We start from the raw sequence: 20,170 nt of genomic DNA, 5'->3' as shown, positions 1-20,170 counted from the left end.
GATCTTCTTTATTTAGAAAAATTTTGTAAGTGTTTATCAATATCAGCCAACATATCATCAGCTTGTTTTCTGTATTTTGTATCTTCCTTGAATCGTATTAAACCTGAATACGTTGTTTTAGCATAATTCAAACGTTCTTCCATTTTTGAAGGAATACTGTTTATTGCTAATTTATAAGCGGAATCGTATTTATAAAACAAAGCGTCTTCTTTATATTTAGTTCCAGGATAATCCGAAACAAAATTATCTAGTGCTTTGATAGCCGATTTATAATCGGATATCGTATTATACTGCTTTGCAATTTCGTATGCTTTTTTCTCTAACTTATCTCTTAATTCAGCAATTAGTGTATTAGCTTCTGCGAAATTAGGAGAATCGGTATAAGTATTAATATAGTTCTGAAGCTTATCAATAGCTTTATCCGTATCGGTTTGATCTAAAGAATACACCGGAGAAAGTTTAGAATAACTTTTTGCTGCCAAAAATGAAGCTTCTTCTTTGTATTCACTTTTTGGATAACCCGCCACAATTGCATCAAATTGATATGCTGCTAAATAATACTGTTCTGTTTTGTAATACGATTGCGCAAACATGTAAAACAACTTTTCAGCTTGAGGTTTTCCTCTGTTAGGCCCAGCTAGTTGTTCAAATAATCTAATGGCTTTTGTATATTTTTCTTGCTCGTATTTTTTGGTAGCCACTTCATATTTAAAGGCTAAATCTTCCGATTTTAAAGCTTTTTGGTATGGACTACACGATATAAAAAGTAACGAAAAAAAGAAAATATATAAAAGTTTGTTCATTGTTTTATTTGAATTGTTTGTATTGCTTAGATAACTTTCCACCAAAGCAACTGCAAAATTAGTGATTAATTACAGATTTCAAAATCTTTTTTTTGCCAAAAAAACAAAAAAGATGTCCGTAATCAGACATCTTTAACATCATTTTATAATTAAACACTAAATTGTGTTTTTATTATTCTCTCCTGTAAAACTTTTCATATCATTATCAAAGAGATACAAACCACCTTTATCATCCCCAATGAGATTGATTTTATCCAGAATGGTTCGGGCTGTTGCTTCCTCTTCAATTTGTTCAGAAACATACCATTGTAAAAAGTTTTGAGTCGCATAATCTTGTTCTTGTAATGAAATATGAACCAACTGATTAATACTTTTCGAAACCATTACTTCATGCTCATACAATTGCGTGAATAAGGTTTTAAAAGAGGAACAATCCAGTACAGGCTCCATTACTTGAGGAATTTTAGCTTCACCCCCTCTTTGATTTGCATACTTTATCAGTTTAAGCATATGGAGTCTTTCTTCTTCAGATTGCTTGTACATGAATGTTGAAATTCCTTCAAAACCTTGTACCTCTGCCCAAGAAGCCATTGCCAAATAAATTTGTGATGAGTCAGCTTCTATTTTTATCTGATTATTAATTGCAGCTTCTATAGTTTTTGACAACATAACTTTATTTTTACGAATTACTCAATAGTACTAATTTACAATTTTCTTTACAAAATCATCAATTCTTTTAGCTAAATCTGCATTTACATTTACCAATGGCAAACGAACTGTATCTTCAGAAAGTCCTAACGATTTAAAAACTGCTTTAATTCCTCCTGGATTTCCTTGTTCAAAAATCATATCAATACTATCGGCTAACAAGTAATGTAATTTATAAGCTTCATCGACTTTGCGTTGTAATCCTAAACGAACCATCTCCGAAAATTCTTTTGGAAAACCTTCACCAATAACCGATATAACTCCAGCTCCACCAGCTAACACCATGGGTAAAGTAATCATGTCATCTCCAGAAATCACTAAGAAATCTTTAGGTTTGTTTTCAATTATTTTCATAGCTTGTACAATATCACCTGCAGCTTCTTTAATCCCGACAATATTTTTGAAATCGTTAGCCAAACGCAATACCGTTGATGGCAACATATTACTTGCGGTACGGCCAGGAACATTATATAACAAAATAGGAAGTGACGAATTTTCTGCAACCATTTTAAAATGTTGATAGATACCTTCCTGTGTTGGCTTATTATAGTAAGGAGACACCGATAAAATTGCTGAAAACCCAGAGAAATCTCTTGTTTTAAGTTCTTCAACAACTTTCAACGTATTATTACCACCAACACCTAAAACCAAAGGCAAACGCCCGTTATTGGCTTCTTTTATCGTTGCAATAACCAATTCTTTTTCATCAGCTGTTAGTGTAGCCGATTCAGCGGTAGTCCCTAAAACTACCAAATATTCTACACCACCTTCTATAACATGATTTACTATTCGTTTAAGCGCCTCGACATCTACAGAAAAATCTTTTTTAAATGGGGTTACTAACGCAACTCCGGTTCCAACAAGTGATTGCATGATTATAGTTTTTTTAGAATTTTTAAATACCTGAACAGTTCAGAAATAAATCCGTCGTGATTTTCGGCAATAGTGTTTATTGTAAAATTGTTAAAATATTCATTATCAATAGAAAGACCTACTTTAAAAGTTGCCATCGATTGCATGGTAATTAATCGCAAAATAGGTTTATCAGTATCGTAATAGCTAATTAAAATATCGAATGGTTTTCCCAAAAATGTATGTACTTCATCTTTCAATAAAGTACCATGTAACGAAACATCTTTTTTTGAAAAAAAATCAGATTCAATAACTTCTTTTTTATCAATCTTATCTTTGTAAATCAATATGCTAATGTTATTTTTAGCAATACCGTTCTGTTCGATTGCCAACAACAGCTCTTTTTCTTTAGAAAAATACGTTTCATCAATTAACAATCCAACGGTTTGAATTTTTTTATCGGAAACAATAGGCTTATACTGCAACAAAGATTTTTTAACTATTTTTTTAATTGAAAAATCCTTAATAAGTTTTAAAAACATAGTAATTTTACTCTTGGTACAAATTTAATCAATCAGCTGTTATTAAAATGGTAAAATTAAGAAACAATAACCGTTTATTCATACATTTTTTTGTTTCGGCAATACTTTTTTTTCTGTATTCCTGTTCACCAAAAATTTATCATAATTACAAAATTGAAGGCAAACAAATTCCCGTTTCAAACGAATATGGTGAAGTTAAAGCAATAGACAATTTTGTAGAACCCTATCGCAATCATATAAACAAAGATTTAGATAGTATTTTGGCTTATGCTCCAGAAACTCTAGACAAAAGCAAAGGCGAATGGCAAACTACTATTGGAAATTTAATGGCCAGCCTTACCGTAGAAATGGGAAATCCTGTATTTTTTAGTCGTGAACATAAAAACATCGATATATGTCTTTTAAATCATGGCGGAATTCGCTCAGTTTTACCAAAAGGCAATGTTACTACACGTACTGCATTTGAAATTATGCCATTTGAAAACAGTTTAATTGTAGTAGCTTTAAAAGGTGAGCAAATTCGTGAAATGGCTGAATACATCTTAAAAGAACGCAAACCACATCCGCTATGGGGACTTAAAATTGTGTTCGACAAAAACACTATGGCCATCAAATCACTTACTGTAAATGGAAAACCCATAGACAACAATACCGTGTACTATGTAGCAACATCCGATTATTTATCGAACGGTGGTGACAAAATGGATTTTTTTAAAAAGAATGTAAAAACCTATGATATGGATTATAAGCTTCGAAATGTTATTATAGACTATTTCAAAAAAGTGGATACCATACCTGTTTTAAATGACCAAAGAATAATACCTGAATAATTGCATCATGAAAAGAAGAGATTTTTTAAAAAACACTGCAGCTAGTTCTGCTTTACTTACACTAGGTGGATTGCCATTAACTGGTTTTAATTCTGTTGGAAATGACGTAAAAAAACTAACCATACTACATACGAACGACGTTCACAGTCATATCGACCCGTTTCCGGCCGACCATCCTAAAAACCCAAATAGTGGTGGTGTTGCAAGAAGAGCGGCTCTAATTGAAAAAATAAGACAAGAAGAAGAAAATGTTTTGTTATTAGATGCCGGCGATATTTTTCAAGGTACTCCCTATTTTAATTATTACGGCGGTGAACTTGAATTCAAATTAATGAGTATGATGAAATACGATTTGGCCACTATGGGAAATCACGATTTCGATAACGGTATAGATGGTTTCTACGCTCAAATGCCTCATGCTAAATTCGATTTTGTTTCGGCTAATTACGATTTTAAAAATACGGTATTAAACGGATTAGTAAAACCATACAAAATCATTCATAAAAACGGATTAAAAATTGGAATTTTCGGTTTAGGAGTTGAATTACAAGGTTTAGTAGATAAAAAACTTTATAAAGAAACTGTCTACAATAATCCTGTTGATGTTGCAACCGATATGGCGAGAATATTAAAACATGACAACAAATGTGATTTGGTAATTTGTTTATCACACCTTGGTTTTAAATACGCTAATGAGCCTGATAAGATTTGCGATGTTAATTTAGCACGAAAAACTAAAGACATCGATTTAATCATTGGGGGACACACGCATACCTTTTTGGATAAACCCTATATTGAAACCAATAGCGCAGGAAATGAAGTATTGATTAATCAAGTAGGCTGTTTTGGTATTAATTTAGGTAGAATTGATTTTTATTTTGATGCAGATAATAATGCGGTAACAAACAAAGGACGTAGCATTATAGTTTAATCTTCTAACTTCATTGATTTGTAAACAAAGTATTGTACTAAAAAATAGTATGACAACGATTGTGTTAAGTTACTTATGTAATCGAACATATTAATGTCTATGAAATATTTATTAAGCACATAAAACACATCGGATATTACAAAGCATAAAGTGGTTAGAATCATAAAAAAGCTCAAGCGATCTGCTTTTAGTACATAGTTTACCGAAGAAAAGAATCCGATTAAAAACAAAACAATTCCATAAATAACCAAAAGGTAAATTTTACTTTCTTTAATTTCCATCAGCAAATCCAATGATGTAACAAACAAGTATAACAGTAAAAATGCACATAGAATTATCGCAAATAGATGTCCGCTTTTAACTTCTTTCCATTTTATGGATAAAGTATCTTTAAATATTTCAGAAAAAAATAAAGCATACGAAATAATAAAAAGAGGCACAACAAAAGCAAACGCTTTATAAGGTTCAATGAGAACCAACATATCCCCGACAAAGAATATTACAATCGAAAACAATAAAACCAAATTGACGTTTTCTTTTTTTCGTTGCAAATAATAAAAAAACACAGAAGGAATTATTATGGGTTTTACTAACAACGAGAGTTCGTCAATTCTAAAATAAAGAGAGACCATAAACAGGAACACAGCAACAAAGTACAGTATTAAAGCGGGTCTTCCATTCATTTATTTAAAAATTTAGCTCGCCATTTATCTCTCCGTACCATAAAATTAACTAGATAATAAAAAGATAAAACCTGACATAGTATATTGATATATACAAAGATATTCAATTCAAGGAAATAATTATATAAAACGTAAAATAAATCTGACATTATAAAACACAATACTGTAATAGCCAGATACACTTTAGAATCGGAATTGTTCTTTAGGTAGATAAAAGTGGCTTGTATACCCAATAAAAAGAGTACAAAACCATAAAACATAATGAGATAATAATTTTCAAAACTGGTATCAAATATCATTCGAATTCCGATATACAAAAGCGTAAGAAGAAAAAATGTGATGATTGAAATTATTAAAGCATTCGATTTAAAAACTTTCCGATTACGCAAAATCATCAAATCTTGCATCAAAAAATAAAAGAAAATTAAATATGATAATAGATTGGTAATCATTAATGGTAAAAACAAATTATCCAAACCAATTAATATGAGCATGTCACCAATATAAAAAAAGAGTAGCATTAAAAAGAACAAAAAATTTATCTTCCCTTTATTCATTTGCCAATAATGAAAAAATATAGCAGGTGCAATCATTGGTTTTACCAAAAACTCAACTGTTTCCAACTTAAAAACTGTGGAAATAAAGAAAAGCAGCGAAGCTACCGCATATAAAATAAGTGCCGGTGTAATTTTACTCATGTAACATCGTTATAAAATCGTCTTCACTAATAATTGGAATCTTTAACTGATTTGCCTTTTCCAGTTTTGCAGGCCCCATATTGGCTCCAGCCACTACATAATGTGTTTTAGCAGAAATAGAACTACCAACTTTACCGCCATTATCCTCTATAGCCTTTTTCAAATCGTCTCGTGAAAATTTTTCAAAAACACCAGACACGACAAATGTTTTACCATCTAAGATATTCGAAATAGATGTATCCGATTCTTTAGACAGTTCTAATTGAACACCGTAATCTTTTAAACGCTGAATCGTAATCCTATTGGTTTCATTTTCAAAGAATTCAACTACACTTTGTGCAATTTTATCGCCAATTTCATCAACCAAAATTAATTCTGACATGGAAGCCGCCGCAATAGCATCAATTGATTTGTAGTGCTTCGCTAATTTTTTAGCCACAGTTTCTCCAACATAACGAATACCTAAGGCATACAAAACACGATCGAATGTAATATTTTTTGATTTTTCAATTCCGTTAATAAGATTTTCGGCCGATTTTTCAGCCATACGCTCTAACGGGACAATCTGGTCCTTTTTAAGTTCGTATAAATCGGCGTAATTTGTCACTAGTCCGTTATTAAAAAGCAAAGCAACTGTTTCTCCTCCAAGACCTTCAATATCCATAGCCTTACGAGTAATGTAATGTTGAATTCTTCCTATAATTTGTGGCGGACAACCATAAAAATTCGGACAATAATGTTGTGCCTCTCCATCTTTACGAACCAATTCCGAATCACATTCTGGACAGTTTGTGATGTAATGTGTTACTTGTGAATTCTGCGGACGTTTTTCGAAATCAACTCCCACAATTTTCGGAATAATTTCCCCACCCTTTTCAACAAAAACCTCATCTCCTATCCGAATATCTAACTTCTCAATTTGATCGGCATTATGTAAAGATGCTCTTTTTACAACTGTTCCAGCCAGCTGAACCGGTTCAAGATTCGCTACTGGTGTTATGGCTCCAGTACGACCAACTTGATACGAAATAGAATTGAGTCGTGTTGAAACCTGTTCTGCTTTAAATTTATAGGCAATGGCCCATCTGGGTGATTTAGCCGTATATCCTAATTCTTCTTGCTGATTGAGATTATTCACTTTAACCACAACACCATCCGTTTCGTATGGCATTTCATGGCGATGTTTGTCCCAATAATCAATAAATTCAAAAACTTCTGTAATATTTTGAGCTAACTTAGACTGATTCGGAACTTTAAACCCCCAATCCCTAGCCTTTTCTAGGCCTTTAAACTGAGAATCAAACGGTAAATTATTCCCAATTAGGGAATACAACAAACAATCTAAAGGGCGTTTAGCAACTTCGGCACTGTCTTGTAATTTTAAACTTCCGGAGGCCGTATTTCTTGGATTTGCATAAGGTGTTTCTCCTATTTCAATAAGCTCCTGATTCATTCTTTCGAAACCAGCCAACGGCAAAATAATTTCACCACGAATATCAAATCGTTCGGGAAAATCGCCTTTCAAACGAATAGGAACCGCTTTAATCGTCTTGATATTATTGGTTACATCATCACCTTGAAAACCATCGCCACGCGTTACTGCTCTTTTCAGTTTTCCATTTTCATACGAAATACTAATAGAAGCACCATCATATTTTAACTCACAAGTATATTGAATAGGAACATCGCCTAATATTTTTTGCATACGATTTTCCCAATCGAGCAAATCTTCTTTAGAATAGGAATTATCCAACGAATACATTCGGTATTCGTGCTTAACCGTTTCGAAGTTCTTGGTAACGGCTCCACCTACACGTTGTGTGGGAGAATCTTCATCGAAAAATTCAGGGTGTTTTGCTTCTAACTCTTGAAGCGTTTTAAGTTTAGTATCAAATTCATAATCCGAGATTGTTGGATTATCTAAAACGTAATAATTATAATTATGCTGATTTAACTCGTCACGTAATGCTTTAATTTGCTGCAAAACATCCATATAAAAAAAATTGGATAAATTAATTTACTAGCAACTAATTTAACCAATTTCTCGTATCAAAGTAAAATAAACTTCTATTTCTCCAAAATATTTTCCATTTGCAGATAAAGGTCGCCATCTGTAAATATAGCTCCTTGCTTTATCAAGTTGAAAATTTCAAGATTTCTATCGTCTGGAAAAACTTTTTGTCCGCGTTGCACCTCAACATTATCTGTAAACAAATTATCGCTCAACCATTGCAAACCATCTTTTTGAAGCAAATCAACATCGGGAACCAACGAATGGATAATAATTGTAAACATGTGCACTTCGGTACAATGGAAAAGAAAAATGTAGTTTTTAGAATAATGTTCTAAATACTTGGCATTGGTTAAAACACCTTCCCAGATTAAATCGGAAAACACATCAATTTCCTGCTCAGCAACTTGGGGGTTATCTATTTTTATAGTATCCCATTCGTTTTTATCTATTTGTTGAGAAGCCAGGAAATTTATAAATTCCTGATGCAATTCTTCGAGCTGTTCTTTTGTTAGTCGAGTATATTTCATTTTTTAAGCTGTAAGCCGTAAGCATATAACTTACTGCGCGAAACTATTTATAAATTTATAAAAAAAGTCCCGATTTGCATCGGGACTCTTCTACATATCTCTTTTTGAAATTAAGCTTGTTCAGCAATAATTTCGTAAGGTAATTCAACAATTACATCACGGTGTAAACGAACTGAAGCAGTATATTTACCAGTACGTTTAACAATACCAGAAGTGATGAATTTTCTATCGATTGATTGACCATTTTTCTCTAAAACTTCAGCGATATCAGCGTTAGTTACAGATCCAAATAATTTTTCACCACCAGCTTTAGCAGTAATTTTGATATCTAAAGCTTTTAAAGTTTCAGCTAATGATTTAGCATCAGCAACGATTTTAGCTTCTTTGTGTGCTTTTTGTTTTAGGTTTTCAGCTAAAACTTTTTTTGCAGAAGGAGTTGCTAAAATTGCGAAACCTTGAGGGATTAAGAAGTTACGTCCGTATCCAGGTTTAACTGAAACTACGTCATCTTTAAATCCTAAATTTTGAACGTCTTGTTTTAAAATAAGTTCCATGTTGTTGTCCTTATATTTTAGAAGTTAGGTTCCTTTTAACGGGAAACCAACAACTTTGTTTAATTAATTATTTTAATAAATCGGCCACGTAAGGCATTAAAGCTAAGTGACGAGCTCTTTTAACCGCTACAGACACTTTTCTTTGGTATTTTAATGAAGTTCCTGTTAAACGACGAGGAAGAATTTTTCCTTGCTCGTTAACGAATTTCAATAAGAAATCAGCATCTTTATAATCGATATATTTGATTCCTGATTTTTTGAAACGACAATACTTTTTAGTTTTGTTTGTTTCTATGTTTAAAGGCGTAAGATATCTGATATCACCGTCTTTTTTTCCTTTTGCAGATTGCTCAATTGTTGACATGGTAATTACGCTTTTTTAGATTTTAATTTTTCTCTTCTTCTTTCAGCCCAAGCTAACGCGTGTTTATCTAAACTAACAGTTAAGAAACGCATAATGCGCTCATCACGACGGAACTCAGTTTCAAAACCTGCTAAAATATCTCCAGCAGCTTCAAATTGGAATAAATGGTAAAAACCAGATTTCTTGTGTTGGATTTCGTAAGCCATTTTTTTCAAGCCCCAATCCTCTTTAGCTACCATCTTTGCTCCTTTAGAAGTAAGAAAATCTTCAAATTTGCTTACTGTTTCCTTTACCTGTTGTTCAGATAAAACGGGATTCAAGATGAAAACAGTTTCATAATGATTCATAATAAAAATATTTATTTGTTATAAAATTGGGTGCAAAAATAGTGATTTATATTTAACCAACAATACAAAAATGATTATTTTAGATGAAATGCAATATTTTAGCAATTTTCCTTTTATCTTTCAAAGTATTTTAATATTTTTATTTCAGTATTAACCCCTTACCGGAAGCTTATGAAAATAAATTGTATTGTAGTAGATGATAGTAGCATCCAAAGATTGACCATTACCAAACTGGTAAATGACAACCCAAATCTGGAGCTTGTAGGCGAATTTTCTAATGCTGTGGAAGCGAAAAACTGTATCACCAACAAAAATGTTGATTTGGTTTTTCTAGACATTGAAATGCCCGTAATTAATGGTTTCGACCTTTTAGACGGGTTAAAAGTAAAACCTCAGGTTATTTTTATAACCTCTAAGGCGGAGTATGCTGTTAAGGCTTTTGATTATGCCGCAACAGATTACCTTCATAAACCTATTACTAGAGAGCGATTTAATCAGGCTGTAAAAAAAGCCATTAGTATGATTTCACTCAGTAAAGAAAATAGTGATGAAGAAAGTCCGCACATCTTTATTAAGAGTAATCTAAAAAAATTAAAAATTTACATTTCAAGAATTAAATGGATTGAAGCTTATGGTGATTATGTAAAAGTAATTACCGAAGAAGATAACCATTTGGTTTTATCGACCATGAAATCGTTTGAAAATGAATTACCAAAAGACAAATTCATTAGGGTTCATAAATCGTTTATTGTGAATATTGATAAAATCGAGAAATTCAACAGCAAATTTGCTGAAATCGGTCCGAATAAAATTCCGTTAAGTCGAAATAAAAAAGAAGACTTGGTGAAAGCTATTGAAAGTGCTTAATAATTATCAACATTTATAGTCACTTTTATTGCTCTGTATTGCGCAATTGCCTCAAAACTATTCAATACCCTTTGGATAGTTTTTTTTGTTTGTCCCAGATGGTTCTGGCTCGGAATTTTAACCAAAATAGTTCGAATGTATTCATTTCGAATTCGGCTAATGGCTGGCTCTTCTGGACCTAAAACAGGAATCTGCAACTGCTGAACCAAAACATTGTACAACCACAACGAACCTTCTTTCAATTTATCGAAATCACGATGCTTTAATATTAATTTGATCAATCTGAAATACGGCGGATATTTAAAGTTATGACGCTCATAAATTTGTTCCTTAAACATGCCTAAATAATCATTACTAACCACCTGTTGAATAATATTATGATACGGATTATAAGTTTGTATCATCACTTTCCCTCGTTTTTCAGTTCGTCCAGCTCTACCCGATACTTGCATCATCATTTGATATGCTCTTTCGTGCGAACGAAAATCAGGTTGGTTAAGCATGTTATCGGCATTCATAATTCCCACCAGAGTAACATTATCGAAATGCAAACCTTTTGCTAACATTTGAGTACCGACTAAAATATCGATTTCTTGATTTTTAAAAGCATCTATAATTTTCTCATAACCGTATTTTCCTCTTGTGGTATCCTGATCCATTCGACCAATTACTTTTTCCGGAAATAACGCTTTCAATTCCAATTCAATTTGCTCGGTACCAAAACCTTTTGTAGATAAATCTACCGATTGACAAGCATGACAGTGTGTAGGATTTGCAATCGAATGTCCGCAATAATGACAACGCAATTGATTTTTAAATTTGTAGTATGTTAAACTCACATCGCAACTAGGACATTGTGGTACGTGACCACAAGTCATACATTCTACAAACGGCGAATATCCCCTTCGGTTTTGAAACAAAATAACCTGTTCCCCTTTAGAAAGTGAGTCGGTTATTTCTTCCAACAAGTCATCACTAAAATGACCATTCATTCGTTTGCGTTTGTATTTATCTTTTAAATCGACCAAATAAATCTCCGGTAAAACCACATTTCCGTATCGGTCGAAAAGTTCTACCAGACCATATTTATTTGCTTTTACATTAAAATAGGTTTCTAAACTTGGCGTTGCCGAACCTAACAATACGTTTGCTTTATGGCTATTTGCCAAAACAATAGCAGCATCACGAGCATGATAACGAGGAGCAGGATCAAATTGCTTAAACGTTTGCTCGTGTTCTTCGTCGATAACAATCAGTCCCAAATCATTGAAAGGTAAAAACAATGCAGAACGCGCGCCAATTACAATTTTAGCCTTTTCGGAATGTTGCAACACCTGATTCCAAACCTCAACCCTTTCGTTATTGGTATATTTTGAATGAAAGACAGCTACTTGATTTCCAAAATAAGCCGAAAGACGAGACACCAATTGTGTAGTAAGAGCAATTTCGGGCAGCAAATACAAAACTTGTTTATCCGATTCGATATATTCTTCAATTAACTTAATGTAAATTTCGGTTTTACCAGACGCAGTAACGCCATGAAGCAAGGTTACAGGATTTTCCTCGAAAGAAGTTTTTATACCAGTAAAGGCCTCTTGCTGTTGAGGACTTAATTCAAATTGAATGTTCTCCTCTTTTTCAAAAGACACCCTATCTTCGGCAATATAATATTCTTCAAAAATCTCTTTATCTACCAAGGATTTTATTACTGCTGATGTTGAGCCTGAAGCTTCGATAAGTTTTTTTACAGAAATAGGCTTTTTATCGACAGCTTGAAGTTGAAAATAATGCAAAACCAATTCCCTTTGTTTTTGAGCACGAGAAAGGATTTCTAACAACTCTGATAATTGCTCCTGATTGTGAAATTCGTCTTGCAAACGAATATACCGCGTAAGTTTTGGTTTGTATTTTTCATTTACTTCTTCCTGCAACACCAATGCTTTTTTAGACAACATTGCATTTAAAACCGGGAACACATTTTTTTTACCCAAAACCGCAATAATATCATCTACTTTTAAAGACGATTGTTTTTGCAAAGCTTCATAAATAAGAAATTCGCTATCGGTAAGTTCTTTTACATCGATTGTTTCTTCTTTTGAAGCAGAAATTACCGTTTCACTTTCCAGAAGAAATCCAGAAGGCAGCGCGCTTTTAAAAACCTCTCCAATAGAACACATATAATACGACGCAATCCACGTCCAATGTTCAATTTGGATTTCATTTACTACCGGAACTTCATCTAGAATTTGATGAATTTCTTTTGCTTGATACAGTGTTGGTGCATTTTGGTGCAAGTCGATTACTAATGCCGTGTAAATTTTATTTCTTCCAAAAGGAACAGCCACTCGCATTCCTTTTCGGATGTAGTTATACTCTGCTTCCGAAACCAAATAGGTAAAGGTTTTGGATAACGATAAAGGTAAAACGACTTCAATAAAATAAGGCATAAACAACTTTTGAACTACAAATATAATTGACATCCATAAAAAAACACCTCCATATTGGAAGTGTTTTTATAAATGTATTTCGTTTACTGAAATTATTTTCCTAGCATAGCTGCTTTAAGATCTTTATCGGCAGGTTTGTTTGACAACCAAATTCCGAAAAGTGCTTTTTTGAAATCGGCACCCTCAATAACACCTTTTTCTTTTCCGTTTTTAGATACTACCACCCCTTTTCCAGGTACGTTAACAATATCAAAAACATCTCCTTTTTTAATTTCTTCTTTAAAGAATGATTTGAATTTTTCGATTTTAGCTTTGATTGGTGCAGTGTTTTTATTTGTTGCATTTTCAAAACCTTCGTTTACTGCATTAATCATTTTATCACTAGTAATCATTCCAGAAATGATTGTAAGCTTGATAGCAGCTGCTTCTTCACTACTCATAATTTCTGCAGCATTTGAACTCTTTTTAGGCAAATACAAAGCACCAACATACAAATCAATCCACATTTTTTCACGGATACCAGCTCCGTTAAGTACTAAATTTTGACCTTCAAATGTTGCTTTTTGAGCAACTTTAACTCCTGCTACATCTGTAGTTTGAGCCGACGCGGAAAACAATCCGACAAATGCTACAAGTAATAATGTAAAGAACTGTTTTTTCATAATAGTAGTTTTTGTTTTGTTAAATATATAAATTTTTTCTTCCGGAAATCTGCAATTTTAATTTTTAGCCCTAAGGAAAATCATTTTTTTTTATTCGAATGAAATTTTCGCTTTATCGGGATTTCGTTTGTGCTTACTGATGATGGCATTAAGTTCGAAACCTAGCAACAATATCATACAGTTAATCCAGATGTAAAACATTAAAACAAGAAGCGTGCCAATTGAACCATATAATTCGTTGTATCGCGCAAACTTTGTAACATAAATACCAAATAAATAAGAGGTTACAATTACCAACACTGTTGTTAACATCGCTCCTGCATTGAAAAAAGGAATTTGTTTGGTTTCTCTAGTTCCGAATTTAAAAAGAAAAGATGTGGAGACAAAAAGCATGATTAAAATAAACAGGTATCGTGCCCATTCGATTAACAACACATCGTCTAACTGAAAACGGTTTGAGAATTTCTGTATAAATACTTCGGAAACAACAATGGAAGATATGGTTACAATCAATAAAAATGAAAAAATAAGCGACAACCCGATAGCTACAGCATATTGACGAAAATACCCCCGTTTAATCGTTACATGATAGGATGATTCGAAACCACCTAAAATAGCATTTAAACCGTTAGCCATTAAGAAAATAGACAATAGAAAACCGAATGATAATAAACTTTTATAGGAGTTATTCATAATATCTTTCAGAATGGCTTCGACAGCGCCATAAGTATTTGGCGGAACACTATCGGACACAAACTGCAGGAAATCTTCTTGAAAACCCTCTAAGGGTATATACGGGATTAAATTCAGTATAAACAGTGCAAACGGAAACAATGCCATGAAAAAACTGAACGCAATCGCTCCCGCACGATACGAGAATGCACCTTTAGCAATACCGATACCATACAATTCCAGAATTTCATACAACGAAACCCCTTCAAGTCCTGGTACTTTTATGGTTTTACATAAAGCCATCAGCTTGTTTAAAACTGGAATTTTCTCGATTTGTTCTTCTATTTCTTTGGACATTCTTTTGAGTTATGAATTATGACCCGAGCCTAAGGCGAACGGAGCGAAGCTAGTTATAAGTTAAGCGCAACACCTCTATCTATTTTCTTTTCTTTATTAAATTGCTTTTAAACTTAAATCCATATTATAAATAGAATGTGTTAATGCACCAGACGATACAAAATCCACGCCACATTCTGCATAATGGCGAACTGTTTTTTCATTAATTCCACCTGAAGACTCCGTTAAGCACTTTCCGTTAATCATTTGTACGGCTTTACGGGTATCGTCGTAATTGAAATTATCGAGCAAAATTCGGTAAACACCATCGTTCTTTAAAATTTCGGCAACTTCGTCTAAATTTCTAGCTTCTACAATAATTTTCAGATCAAGATTATGCTGTTTTAGATAGGCATTGGTTTTTTCGATAGCTTTAGAAATTCCGCCAGCAAAATCGTTGTGATTATCTTTTAACATAATCATGTCGTATAACGCAAAACGGTGGTTTTCTCCACCCGCAATTTTAACCGCCCATTTTTCGAGCGCACGAATACCCGGAGTTGTTTTTCTGGTATCTAAAATTTTAGTTTTTGTACCGCCCAATAAATCAACAAAAACCTTTGTTTTAGTAGCAATAGCGCTCATTCGTTGCATCGCGTTAAGCACTAGTCGTTCAGCCTTTAAAATGGATTGTGAACTTCCGGAAACATGTAAAACCACATCGCCATATTTCACTTCGTTACCATCGGGAATAAAAACTTCAATTTGCAAATTCGGGTCAACATATTTAAAAACCATGATGGCAAATTCTACTCCAGCTATCACGCCATTATCTTTAACCAATAACTTTGCTTTACCTTGAGCATCTGCTGGAATACAAGCCAAAGAGCTATGATCTCCATCGCCCACATCTTCACGAATAGCATTGGCAATAATTATATCGAGTTCTTTTTGAAACTGTTCTTTTGAAATCATAATATGTTTTCTTTATCAATCGCTAAAGTAAAACATTTTTATAATATTTCTCATAAAATAAGCCCTTGTTCGCAGTATAAATCGATTTAAAACTTTTCTTTACAAGCATTGAAAAATGAATAATTTTTAGTAATTTTCCTATATTTTTTTAATTCAAAATTATGAAATGGGAAGCTAAAGTTATACGCCACAGAGGAGAAAGCAGAATTGCAGTTGTATTTGAAAAAAATTCAGACCTTATTGAACGCATTAAACATTTTCAGGGTTCGAAATGGAGTCAAACCCTAAAAGTATGGCATGTACCCGATACCGAAGAAAACCGTATTCGATTCAAGCTTACTTTGGCTGCAAGTTATTTACCATCAGACGAAGGAATACTTGCAACTAGAAAATTCAAACAACACTTACGTTCGAAGCGGTATAGCGAAAACACCATTAACACCTATTTAGACGCTTTGAAATCGTTTTTAGTTTTCTATAACGACAGAACTATATCGAGCATAACCAACGAAGATGTTATACTCTATAACAACAAATATATTATTAAGAATGGATTATCGGCATCGTTTCAAAATCAAATTGTAAATGCGATAAAACTATTTTTTCGAACAATTGAAAACAAATCGATAGATCCGGATTTGATTCACAGACCCAAACGAGAAAGAAAATTACCTAATGTATTAAGCAAATTTGAAGTAAAAAAGATAATTGAAACACCTACAAATGTTAAACATCGAGCCATGCTAAGTTTGATTTATGCCTGTGGTTTGCGAAGAAGCGAGCTTATAAATATAAAATTGACCGATTTAAACTCAAAACGAGGTTTATTAACCATACGACAATCTAAAGGTAAAAAAGACCGTATTGTACCCCTTTCAGTCAAAACGATAGAAATGCTACGCTACTATTACACTATTTACAAGCCCAAGTTTTGGCTGTTTGAAGGAAATACACCAGGAGTTAAATATTCGGAAGGCAGTTTACAATGTGCCTTCAAATATACGTTATACAAAAGCGGTGTTAACAAAAATGCAACATTGCATTGGTTACGACACAGTTATGCTACCCATTTGTTAGAATCGGGCACCGATTTGCGATACATACAAGAGTTACTAGGACATAACAGTAGCCGAACAACCGAGATTTACACCCACGTTAGTACAAATAGTTTACAACAAATACGAAGTCCGTTTGATGATTTATAAAAGAGTAGTATATTTGAAAAATAAGTTTGGTTGCAATCATACATATCCAACACATTTTGTATGTATATGTATTGATTTACCAAACATATAAGTAAGTTATGGGTAACCTTAAAAAAACATAGTGCGACAAATAAAAATCATTATTTTTTTACTTTTTTTGACAACATTTACTTTTTCCCAAAAGTTTATGGTTAAGAACAATGACACATTACCATATCGAGAAGAAATGGTAATACACAACGGCGACACTATTTATCTTGGTGTTTGCCGGACTTTTGAAAAAACAAACGGACAAATCATAAACCAACAAGACAAAAACTGCATACCTTTTGGACATTGGATAATCACTGATAGTAGTGGAAATTACAAAGTTGGTGAATATGAGAATGGTAAACCTATTGGAATCTGGAAAGAATTCAATAAAAATCATAACCTTTTAAAAGAATCAGAAACAATTTCAATTGGCAATGAAACTTATAAAATAAAAGAAATTGACTATTCAGACGGAAAAGCTGTAATAATTACTGACAAGCCATTTCTTGCATTTTATCTTAAAAATATTTTTTTAATAGCGATAATTTTTTTCCTTTCATTCTTTAGTAGAATTTTCATAAACAGTAAAATTTATAATATAGAAAACGGCACAAAATTAACACCGATTTATTCCCCTTTTGATTCAGTTAAAACGAATTATTTTGAGCATAATTTAAAATGTACTTTTTCATTTTGGTTCTCAAATTTTAAACCTGAAAACAAAAAACGAGTAATTATATCGAATATTCTTTCAATTATAACATTAAGTATATTTTTTGGGTTAATAATTGCACTTGCTATAACAGGCGAAATATAAATTATTAAAGGCTACCCATAACAGCGGTTTGCTTCAATGGCTACTTCCGGATTTTCCTACGGAAAATCCGCTGCTGAATAGAATGTTTTGTTATATTTGTAATGGCTTGGTGTTGGTTCAACGCCACTGAGAGCAAGCCGCAGAACGTTAGCATTCATTGTAACGCCGGTTCAATAATCTAACGCAACTTTTTAAAGAAATTTATAAGTTCGTTAATTATGAAAAAGTACAGCCGATTAACTCTCAAAGAGCGTATTGAAATTGAAAAACTATTAGCTTTAAACCTCTCCTGCCCTGCCATTGCTTTAAGGCTTGGAAGACATAAGACTTCCATCTACAGAGAAATCAAAAAGTACCAGAAAAAAACTTATCAGTCTTGGGAAGCAAACATGAATTCTTATGACCGATGCATTAATAGAAAATATGGGAAAAGTAAAATAAAACTAAACCCAGAACTTCAAAATTACATTCATGACAAACTGGCTAAGTTTTGGTCACCTGATCAAATTTCTGTAAGTTTAAAACGTTTATTTCCTAACAACAAAAACATGCAGGTAAGCCACGAAACGATCTATCTTTACATCTATCTACATTCTAAAAAAGAACTCAAAAGCACGCTCATTTCCGAGTTAAGACAAAAAAGAAAATACAGAGGAAATACCCGAAGAGGAACAGATAAAAGAACAACCATTAAAGACCCTATAAGAATCGATGAACGCCCGGAGGAAGTAATCGGAAGAGAGATTCCTGGACATTGGGAAGGAGACTTAATTTTAGGTAAAAACAGAGAATCCGCAATAGGAACTTTAGTGGAAAGATCAACCAGAGCGGTCATATTGGTACACCTAAAATCAAGAGACGCTAAATCCGTTAGAAAAGCTTTTGAAAAGGAATTTAAGCAACTCCCTACTCTAATGAAAAAATCGCTTACTTACGACAACGGAACCGAAATGGCACAACATAAATTATTTACCAAAAACACCAAAGTACAGGTATATTTCACTCATCCATACAGCCCATGGGAAAGACCTACCAATGAAAACACAAACGGCCTTTTAAGAGACTATTTCCCAAAAGGAACAGATTTATCAACCGTAACAAAAAAACGCCTCAAACAAGTTCAAAATGAACTCAACGAAAGACCCAGAAAGGTACTCGACTATCAAACTCCAAAAGAAGTTTTTGATTCTATGATTTTAGAAATTATGTAATCTAAAAAAAGATATATTTGTGATACTCTAGCGTTGCGCTAGAAATTTGAAACCGCCAACCGCCAACCAAAACGAAACCGAATGACAACATTCCCAGTGATTGCTTCTACATTATCAGAAAAAGATTTAGGCAATTTTATAATAGAAAAATACAACCTAAATAGCAATTTTGAATGTAAATTATTTAGAACTGGAGTAAATCATACTTATTTTATATCAGACTCAAACACAAAATATATAGCTAGAGTTTACTGTCATAATTGGAGAAGTAAAACTGAAATCAAGGAGGAATTAGAACTCTTAAAAATACTCAAAAGCAACAACCTTTCTATTTCATTTCCAATTTCTGATAAAAATGATGAATTAATTCAAGAAATTAATGCTCCTGAAGGAATTCGTTATGTAGTACTTTTTTCATTTGCAAATGGTGAGAAAAAACGATTTATGACAAATGAGAATTGCTTTGACGTTGGTTCTCTTATTGCTAAGATTCATAATATAACGGCAAGCAAGAAAATCGATAGAGTAAATTATGATTCTGAAATACTTTTAAAAAAATCATATAATTATTTAAAGCCATTTTTTTCCGAAGATTTAAGTGAAATGAAATTCTTAAAAGAAATTGGTGAAAAAATATCAAAAACCTTTAAAGAATGCAATTTAGAAGATAACCAAAAGGGAATTGTTCATCTTGATATTTGGTATGACAATTTCAGCATAAATACAGAAAATGAAATAACTATATTCGACTTTGATAATTGTGGAAATGGAATACTTATTTTAGATGTTGGGTATTTCTGTAAACAATTATTTTTCATCGAACAAGACAAAAATCAATACGAATTAAAGGTAAAAAGTTTTCTTGAAGGTTACAAAGAATTTCGAGAATTATCAGATGAAGAGATAAACTTAATTCCAGAAACTGGAGCTTCAATTTTTATTTTTTATCTTGGTGTTCAAGCTCAAAGATTTGATTGGTCAAATATCTTTCTGACTGAAAACTATCTTAAAATGTTTGTTGGAAGAATAAAAGATTGGGTTGATTATTATAAAATAGAAAAGAATTAACTGTGGCTAACAGCGGTTTAGGTT

At 32.7% G+C, this 20,170-nt stretch carries 22 protein-coding genes; 7 read left to right on the top strand and 15 right to left on the bottom strand.

The features are described 5' to 3' along the window. Nucleotides 1-8: 8 nt before the first annotated feature. The 4 genes from ACZ1JT_RS11100 to ACZ1JT_RS11085 all read right to left on the bottom strand — a co-directional run bounded on the left by ACZ1JT_RS11100 (nt 9) and on the right by ACZ1JT_RS11085 (nt 2,905). Nucleotides 9-803 (bottom strand): outer membrane protein assembly factor BamD, encoded by a 795-nt coding sequence (locus ACZ1JT_RS11100; protein WP_465093895.1) that lies wholly within the window; start codon nt 801-803, stop codon nt 9-11. A 156-nt stretch (nt 804-959) separates the two neighbouring features. Next, nucleotides 960-1,472, bottom strand: a complete 513-nt coding sequence (locus tag ACZ1JT_RS11095; RefSeq protein WP_465093894.1) for a ferritin — start codon at nt 1,470-1,472, stop codon at nt 960-962. Between the two features lie 30 nt (nt 1,473-1,502). Further along, on the bottom strand, nt 1,503-2,384 hold the full coding sequence (gene dapA, locus ACZ1JT_RS11090) for a 4-hydroxy-tetrahydrodipicolinate synthase (protein ID WP_465093893.1): 882 nt from the start codon (nt 2,382-2,384) through the stop codon (nt 1,503-1,505). A 2-nt stretch (nt 2,385-2,386) separates the two neighbouring features. Then, nucleotides 2,387-2,905 carry a DUF6913 domain-containing protein gene (locus ACZ1JT_RS11085; RefSeq protein ID WP_465093892.1) on the bottom strand — a complete coding sequence of 173 codons (519 nt, stop codon included), beginning with the start codon at nt 2,903-2,905 and terminating at the stop codon, nt 2,387-2,389. Nucleotides 2,906-2,952: 47 nt separating this feature from the next. Between ACZ1JT_RS11085 and ACZ1JT_RS11080 the strand changes: the two genes are divergently transcribed. Then, complete coding sequence (locus tag ACZ1JT_RS11080; protein WP_465093891.1) at nt 2,953-3,735, top strand: 5'-nucleotidase C-terminal domain-containing protein; 783 nt, start codon at nt 2,953-2,955, stop codon at nt 3,733-3,735. 7 nt (nt 3,736-3,742) lie between these two features. Then, entirely contained in the window at nt 3,743-4,666 is a 924-nt protein-coding gene (locus ACZ1JT_RS11075) for a bifunctional metallophosphatase/5'-nucleotidase (protein ID WP_465093890.1), read from the top strand. Here ACZ1JT_RS11075 and ACZ1JT_RS11070 read toward each other — a convergent pair. The 7 genes from ACZ1JT_RS11070 to rpsF all read right to left on the bottom strand — a co-directional run bounded on the left by ACZ1JT_RS11070 (nt 4,663) and on the right by rpsF (nt 9,853). Continuing rightward, the gene (locus ACZ1JT_RS11070) at nt 4,663-5,349 is read right to left on the bottom strand and encodes a lysoplasmalogenase family protein (protein WP_465093889.1); all 687 of its coding nucleotides are present in this window, start codon (nt 5,347-5,349) and stop codon (nt 4,663-4,665) included. The genes ACZ1JT_RS11075 and ACZ1JT_RS11070 overlap by 4 nt on opposite strands. Further along, nucleotides 5,346-6,047, bottom strand: a complete 702-nt coding sequence (locus tag ACZ1JT_RS11065; RefSeq protein WP_465093888.1) for a hypothetical protein — start codon at nt 6,045-6,047, stop codon at nt 5,346-5,348. The genes ACZ1JT_RS11070 and ACZ1JT_RS11065 overlap by 4 nt, the downstream gene beginning before the upstream one ends. Then, on the bottom strand, nt 6,040-8,040 hold the full coding sequence (gene ligA / locus ACZ1JT_RS11060) for an NAD-dependent DNA ligase LigA (RefSeq protein WP_465093887.1): 2,001 nt from the start codon (nt 8,038-8,040) through the stop codon (nt 6,040-6,042). Before ligA ends, ACZ1JT_RS11065 begins: the two co-directional genes overlap by 8 nt. A gap of 74 nt (nt 8,041-8,114) precedes the next feature. Continuing rightward, complete coding sequence (locus tag ACZ1JT_RS11055; protein ID WP_465093886.1) at nt 8,115-8,588, bottom strand: DUF6495 family protein; 474 nt, start codon at nt 8,586-8,588, stop codon at nt 8,115-8,117. A gap of 110 nt (nt 8,589-8,698) precedes the next feature. After that, nucleotides 8,699-9,142, bottom strand: a complete 444-nt coding sequence (rplI, locus tag ACZ1JT_RS11050; protein WP_465093885.1) for a 50S ribosomal protein L9 — start codon at nt 9,140-9,142, stop codon at nt 8,699-8,701. Nucleotides 9,143-9,209: 67 nt separating this feature from the next. Continuing rightward, a complete protein-coding gene (gene rpsR / locus ACZ1JT_RS11045; RefSeq protein WP_002987043.1) occupies nt 9,210-9,506 on the bottom strand; it encodes a 30S ribosomal protein S18 in 297 nt (98 codons plus the stop codon). A 5-nt stretch (nt 9,507-9,511) separates the two neighbouring features. Next, entirely contained in the window at nt 9,512-9,853 is a 342-nt protein-coding gene (rpsF, locus tag ACZ1JT_RS11040; protein ID WP_465093884.1) for a 30S ribosomal protein S6, read from the bottom strand. Nucleotides 9,854-10,024: 171 nt separating this feature from the next. On the opposite strand from rpsF, the gene ACZ1JT_RS11035 reads away from it, so the two are divergent. After that, on the top strand, nt 10,025-10,720 hold the full coding sequence (locus ACZ1JT_RS11035; protein ID WP_465093883.1) for a LytR/AlgR family response regulator transcription factor: 696 nt from the start codon (nt 10,025-10,027) through the stop codon (nt 10,718-10,720). Here the strand turns inward: ACZ1JT_RS11035 and priA are convergent. The 4 genes from priA to nadC all read right to left on the bottom strand — a co-directional run bounded on the left by priA (nt 10,717) and on the right by nadC (nt 15,812). After that, the gene (gene priA / locus ACZ1JT_RS11030; protein ID WP_465093882.1) at nt 10,717-13,167 is read right to left on the bottom strand and encodes a replication restart helicase PriA; all 2,451 of its coding nucleotides are present in this window, start codon (nt 13,165-13,167) and stop codon (nt 10,717-10,719) included. The two genes, ACZ1JT_RS11035 and priA, sit on opposite strands and share 4 nt — an antisense overlap. Before the next feature lie 92 nt (nt 13,168-13,259). Then, the gene (locus ACZ1JT_RS11025) at nt 13,260-13,829 is read right to left on the bottom strand and encodes a chalcone isomerase family protein (protein ID WP_465093881.1); all 570 of its coding nucleotides are present in this window, start codon (nt 13,827-13,829) and stop codon (nt 13,260-13,262) included. Nucleotides 13,830-13,919: 90 nt separating this feature from the next. Continuing rightward, entirely contained in the window at nt 13,920-14,858 is a 939-nt protein-coding gene (locus ACZ1JT_RS11020; RefSeq protein WP_465093880.1) for a YihY/virulence factor BrkB family protein, read from the bottom strand. A gap of 96 nt (nt 14,859-14,954) precedes the next feature. Beyond that, nucleotides 14,955-15,812, bottom strand: a complete 858-nt coding sequence (gene nadC / locus ACZ1JT_RS11015) for a carboxylating nicotinate-nucleotide diphosphorylase (RefSeq protein ID WP_465093879.1) — start codon at nt 15,810-15,812, stop codon at nt 14,955-14,957. Between the two features lie 161 nt (nt 15,813-15,973). Between nadC and ACZ1JT_RS11010 the strand changes: the two genes are divergently transcribed. The 4 genes from ACZ1JT_RS11010 (at nt 15,974) to ACZ1JT_RS10995 (ending at nt 20,146) form a co-directional block, all read left to right on the top strand. Beyond that, nucleotides 15,974-17,017 (top strand): tyrosine-type recombinase/integrase, encoded by a 1,044-nt coding sequence (locus tag ACZ1JT_RS11010; protein WP_465093878.1) that lies wholly within the window; start codon nt 15,974-15,976, stop codon nt 17,015-17,017. Between the two features lie 187 nt (nt 17,018-17,204). Further along, nucleotides 17,205-17,867, top strand: coding sequence for a hypothetical protein (locus tag ACZ1JT_RS11005; RefSeq protein WP_465093877.1), 663 nt, complete (start codon nt 17,205-17,207; stop codon nt 17,865-17,867). Nucleotides 17,868-18,085: 218 nt separating this feature from the next. Then, on the top strand, nt 18,086-19,078 hold the full coding sequence (locus ACZ1JT_RS11000) for an IS30 family transposase (RefSeq protein ID WP_465093876.1): 993 nt from the start codon (nt 18,086-18,088) through the stop codon (nt 19,076-19,078). 81 nt (nt 19,079-19,159) lie between these two features. Further along, complete coding sequence (locus ACZ1JT_RS10995) at nt 19,160-20,146, top strand: phosphotransferase (RefSeq protein WP_465093875.1); 987 nt, start codon at nt 19,160-19,162, stop codon at nt 20,144-20,146. Nucleotides 20,147-20,170: the final 24 nt, after the last annotated feature.

Source organism: Flavobacterium sp. IC2-16 (assembly GCF_055521455.1).
This window is presented reverse-complemented; position numbering and strand designations above follow the sequence as displayed.

Coding starts and splice junctions, on each gene's coding strand:
- dapA (WP_465093893.1), bottom strand. CDS start 2,384: ATGCAATCACTTGTTGGAACCGGAGTTGCGTTAGTAACCCCATTTAAA.
- ACZ1JT_RS11065 (WP_465093888.1), bottom strand. CDS start 6,047: ATGAGTAAAATTACACCGGCACTTATTTTATATGCGGTAGCTTCGCTG.
- ACZ1JT_RS11080 (WP_465093891.1), top strand. CDS start 2,953: ATGGTAAAATTAAGAAACAATAACCGTTTATTCATACATTTTTTTGTT.
- ACZ1JT_RS10995 (WP_465093875.1), top strand. CDS start 19,160: ATGACAACATTCCCAGTGATTGCTTCTACATTATCAGAAAAAGATTTA.
- rpsF (WP_465093884.1), bottom strand. CDS start 9,853: ATGAATCATTATGAAACTGTTTTCATCTTGAATCCCGTTTTATCTGAA.
- nadC (WP_465093879.1), bottom strand. CDS start 15,812: ATGATTTCAAAAGAACAGTTTCAAAAAGAACTCGATATAATTATTGCC.
- ligA (WP_465093887.1), bottom strand. CDS start 8,040: ATGGATGTTTTGCAGCAAATTAAAGCATTACGTGACGAGTTAAATCAG.
- priA (WP_465093882.1), bottom strand. CDS start 13,167: ATGCCTTATTTTATTGAAGTCGTTTTACCTTTATCGTTATCCAAAACC.
- ACZ1JT_RS11010 (WP_465093878.1), top strand. CDS start 15,974: ATGAAATGGGAAGCTAAAGTTATACGCCACAGAGGAGAAAGCAGAATT.
- ACZ1JT_RS11005 (WP_465093877.1), top strand. CDS start 17,205: ATGGTTAAGAACAATGACACATTACCATATCGAGAAGAAATGGTAATA.
- ACZ1JT_RS11070 (WP_465093889.1), bottom strand. CDS start 5,349: ATGAATGGAAGACCCGCTTTAATACTGTACTTTGTTGCTGTGTTCCTG.
- ACZ1JT_RS11025 (WP_465093881.1), bottom strand. CDS start 13,829: ATGAAAAAACAGTTCTTTACATTATTACTTGTAGCATTTGTCGGATTG.
- ACZ1JT_RS11020 (WP_465093880.1), bottom strand. CDS start 14,858: ATGTCCAAAGAAATAGAAGAACAAATCGAGAAAATTCCAGTTTTAAAC.
- ACZ1JT_RS11075 (WP_465093890.1), top strand. CDS start 3,743: ATGAAAAGAAGAGATTTTTTAAAAAACACTGCAGCTAGTTCTGCTTTA.
- ACZ1JT_RS11095 (WP_465093894.1), bottom strand. CDS start 1,472: ATGTTGTCAAAAACTATAGAAGCTGCAATTAATAATCAGATAAAAATA.
- ACZ1JT_RS11000 (WP_465093876.1), top strand. CDS start 18,086: ATGAAAAAGTACAGCCGATTAACTCTCAAAGAGCGTATTGAAATTGAA.
- rplI (WP_465093885.1), bottom strand. CDS start 9,142: ATGGAACTTATTTTAAAACAAGACGTTCAAAATTTAGGATTTAAAGAT.
- ACZ1JT_RS11085 (WP_465093892.1), bottom strand. CDS start 2,905: ATGTTTTTAAAACTTATTAAGGATTTTTCAATTAAAAAAATAGTTAAA.
- ACZ1JT_RS11055 (WP_465093886.1), bottom strand. CDS start 8,588: ATGAAATATACTCGACTAACAAAAGAACAGCTCGAAGAATTGCATCAG.
- ACZ1JT_RS11035 (WP_465093883.1), top strand. CDS start 10,025: ATGAAAATAAATTGTATTGTAGTAGATGATAGTAGCATCCAAAGATTG.
- rpsR (WP_002987043.1), bottom strand. CDS start 9,506: ATGTCAACAATTGAGCAATCTGCAAAAGGAAAAAAAGACGGTGATATC.
- ACZ1JT_RS11100 (WP_465093895.1), bottom strand. CDS start 803: ATGAACAAACTTTTATATATTTTCTTTTTTTCGTTACTTTTTATATCG.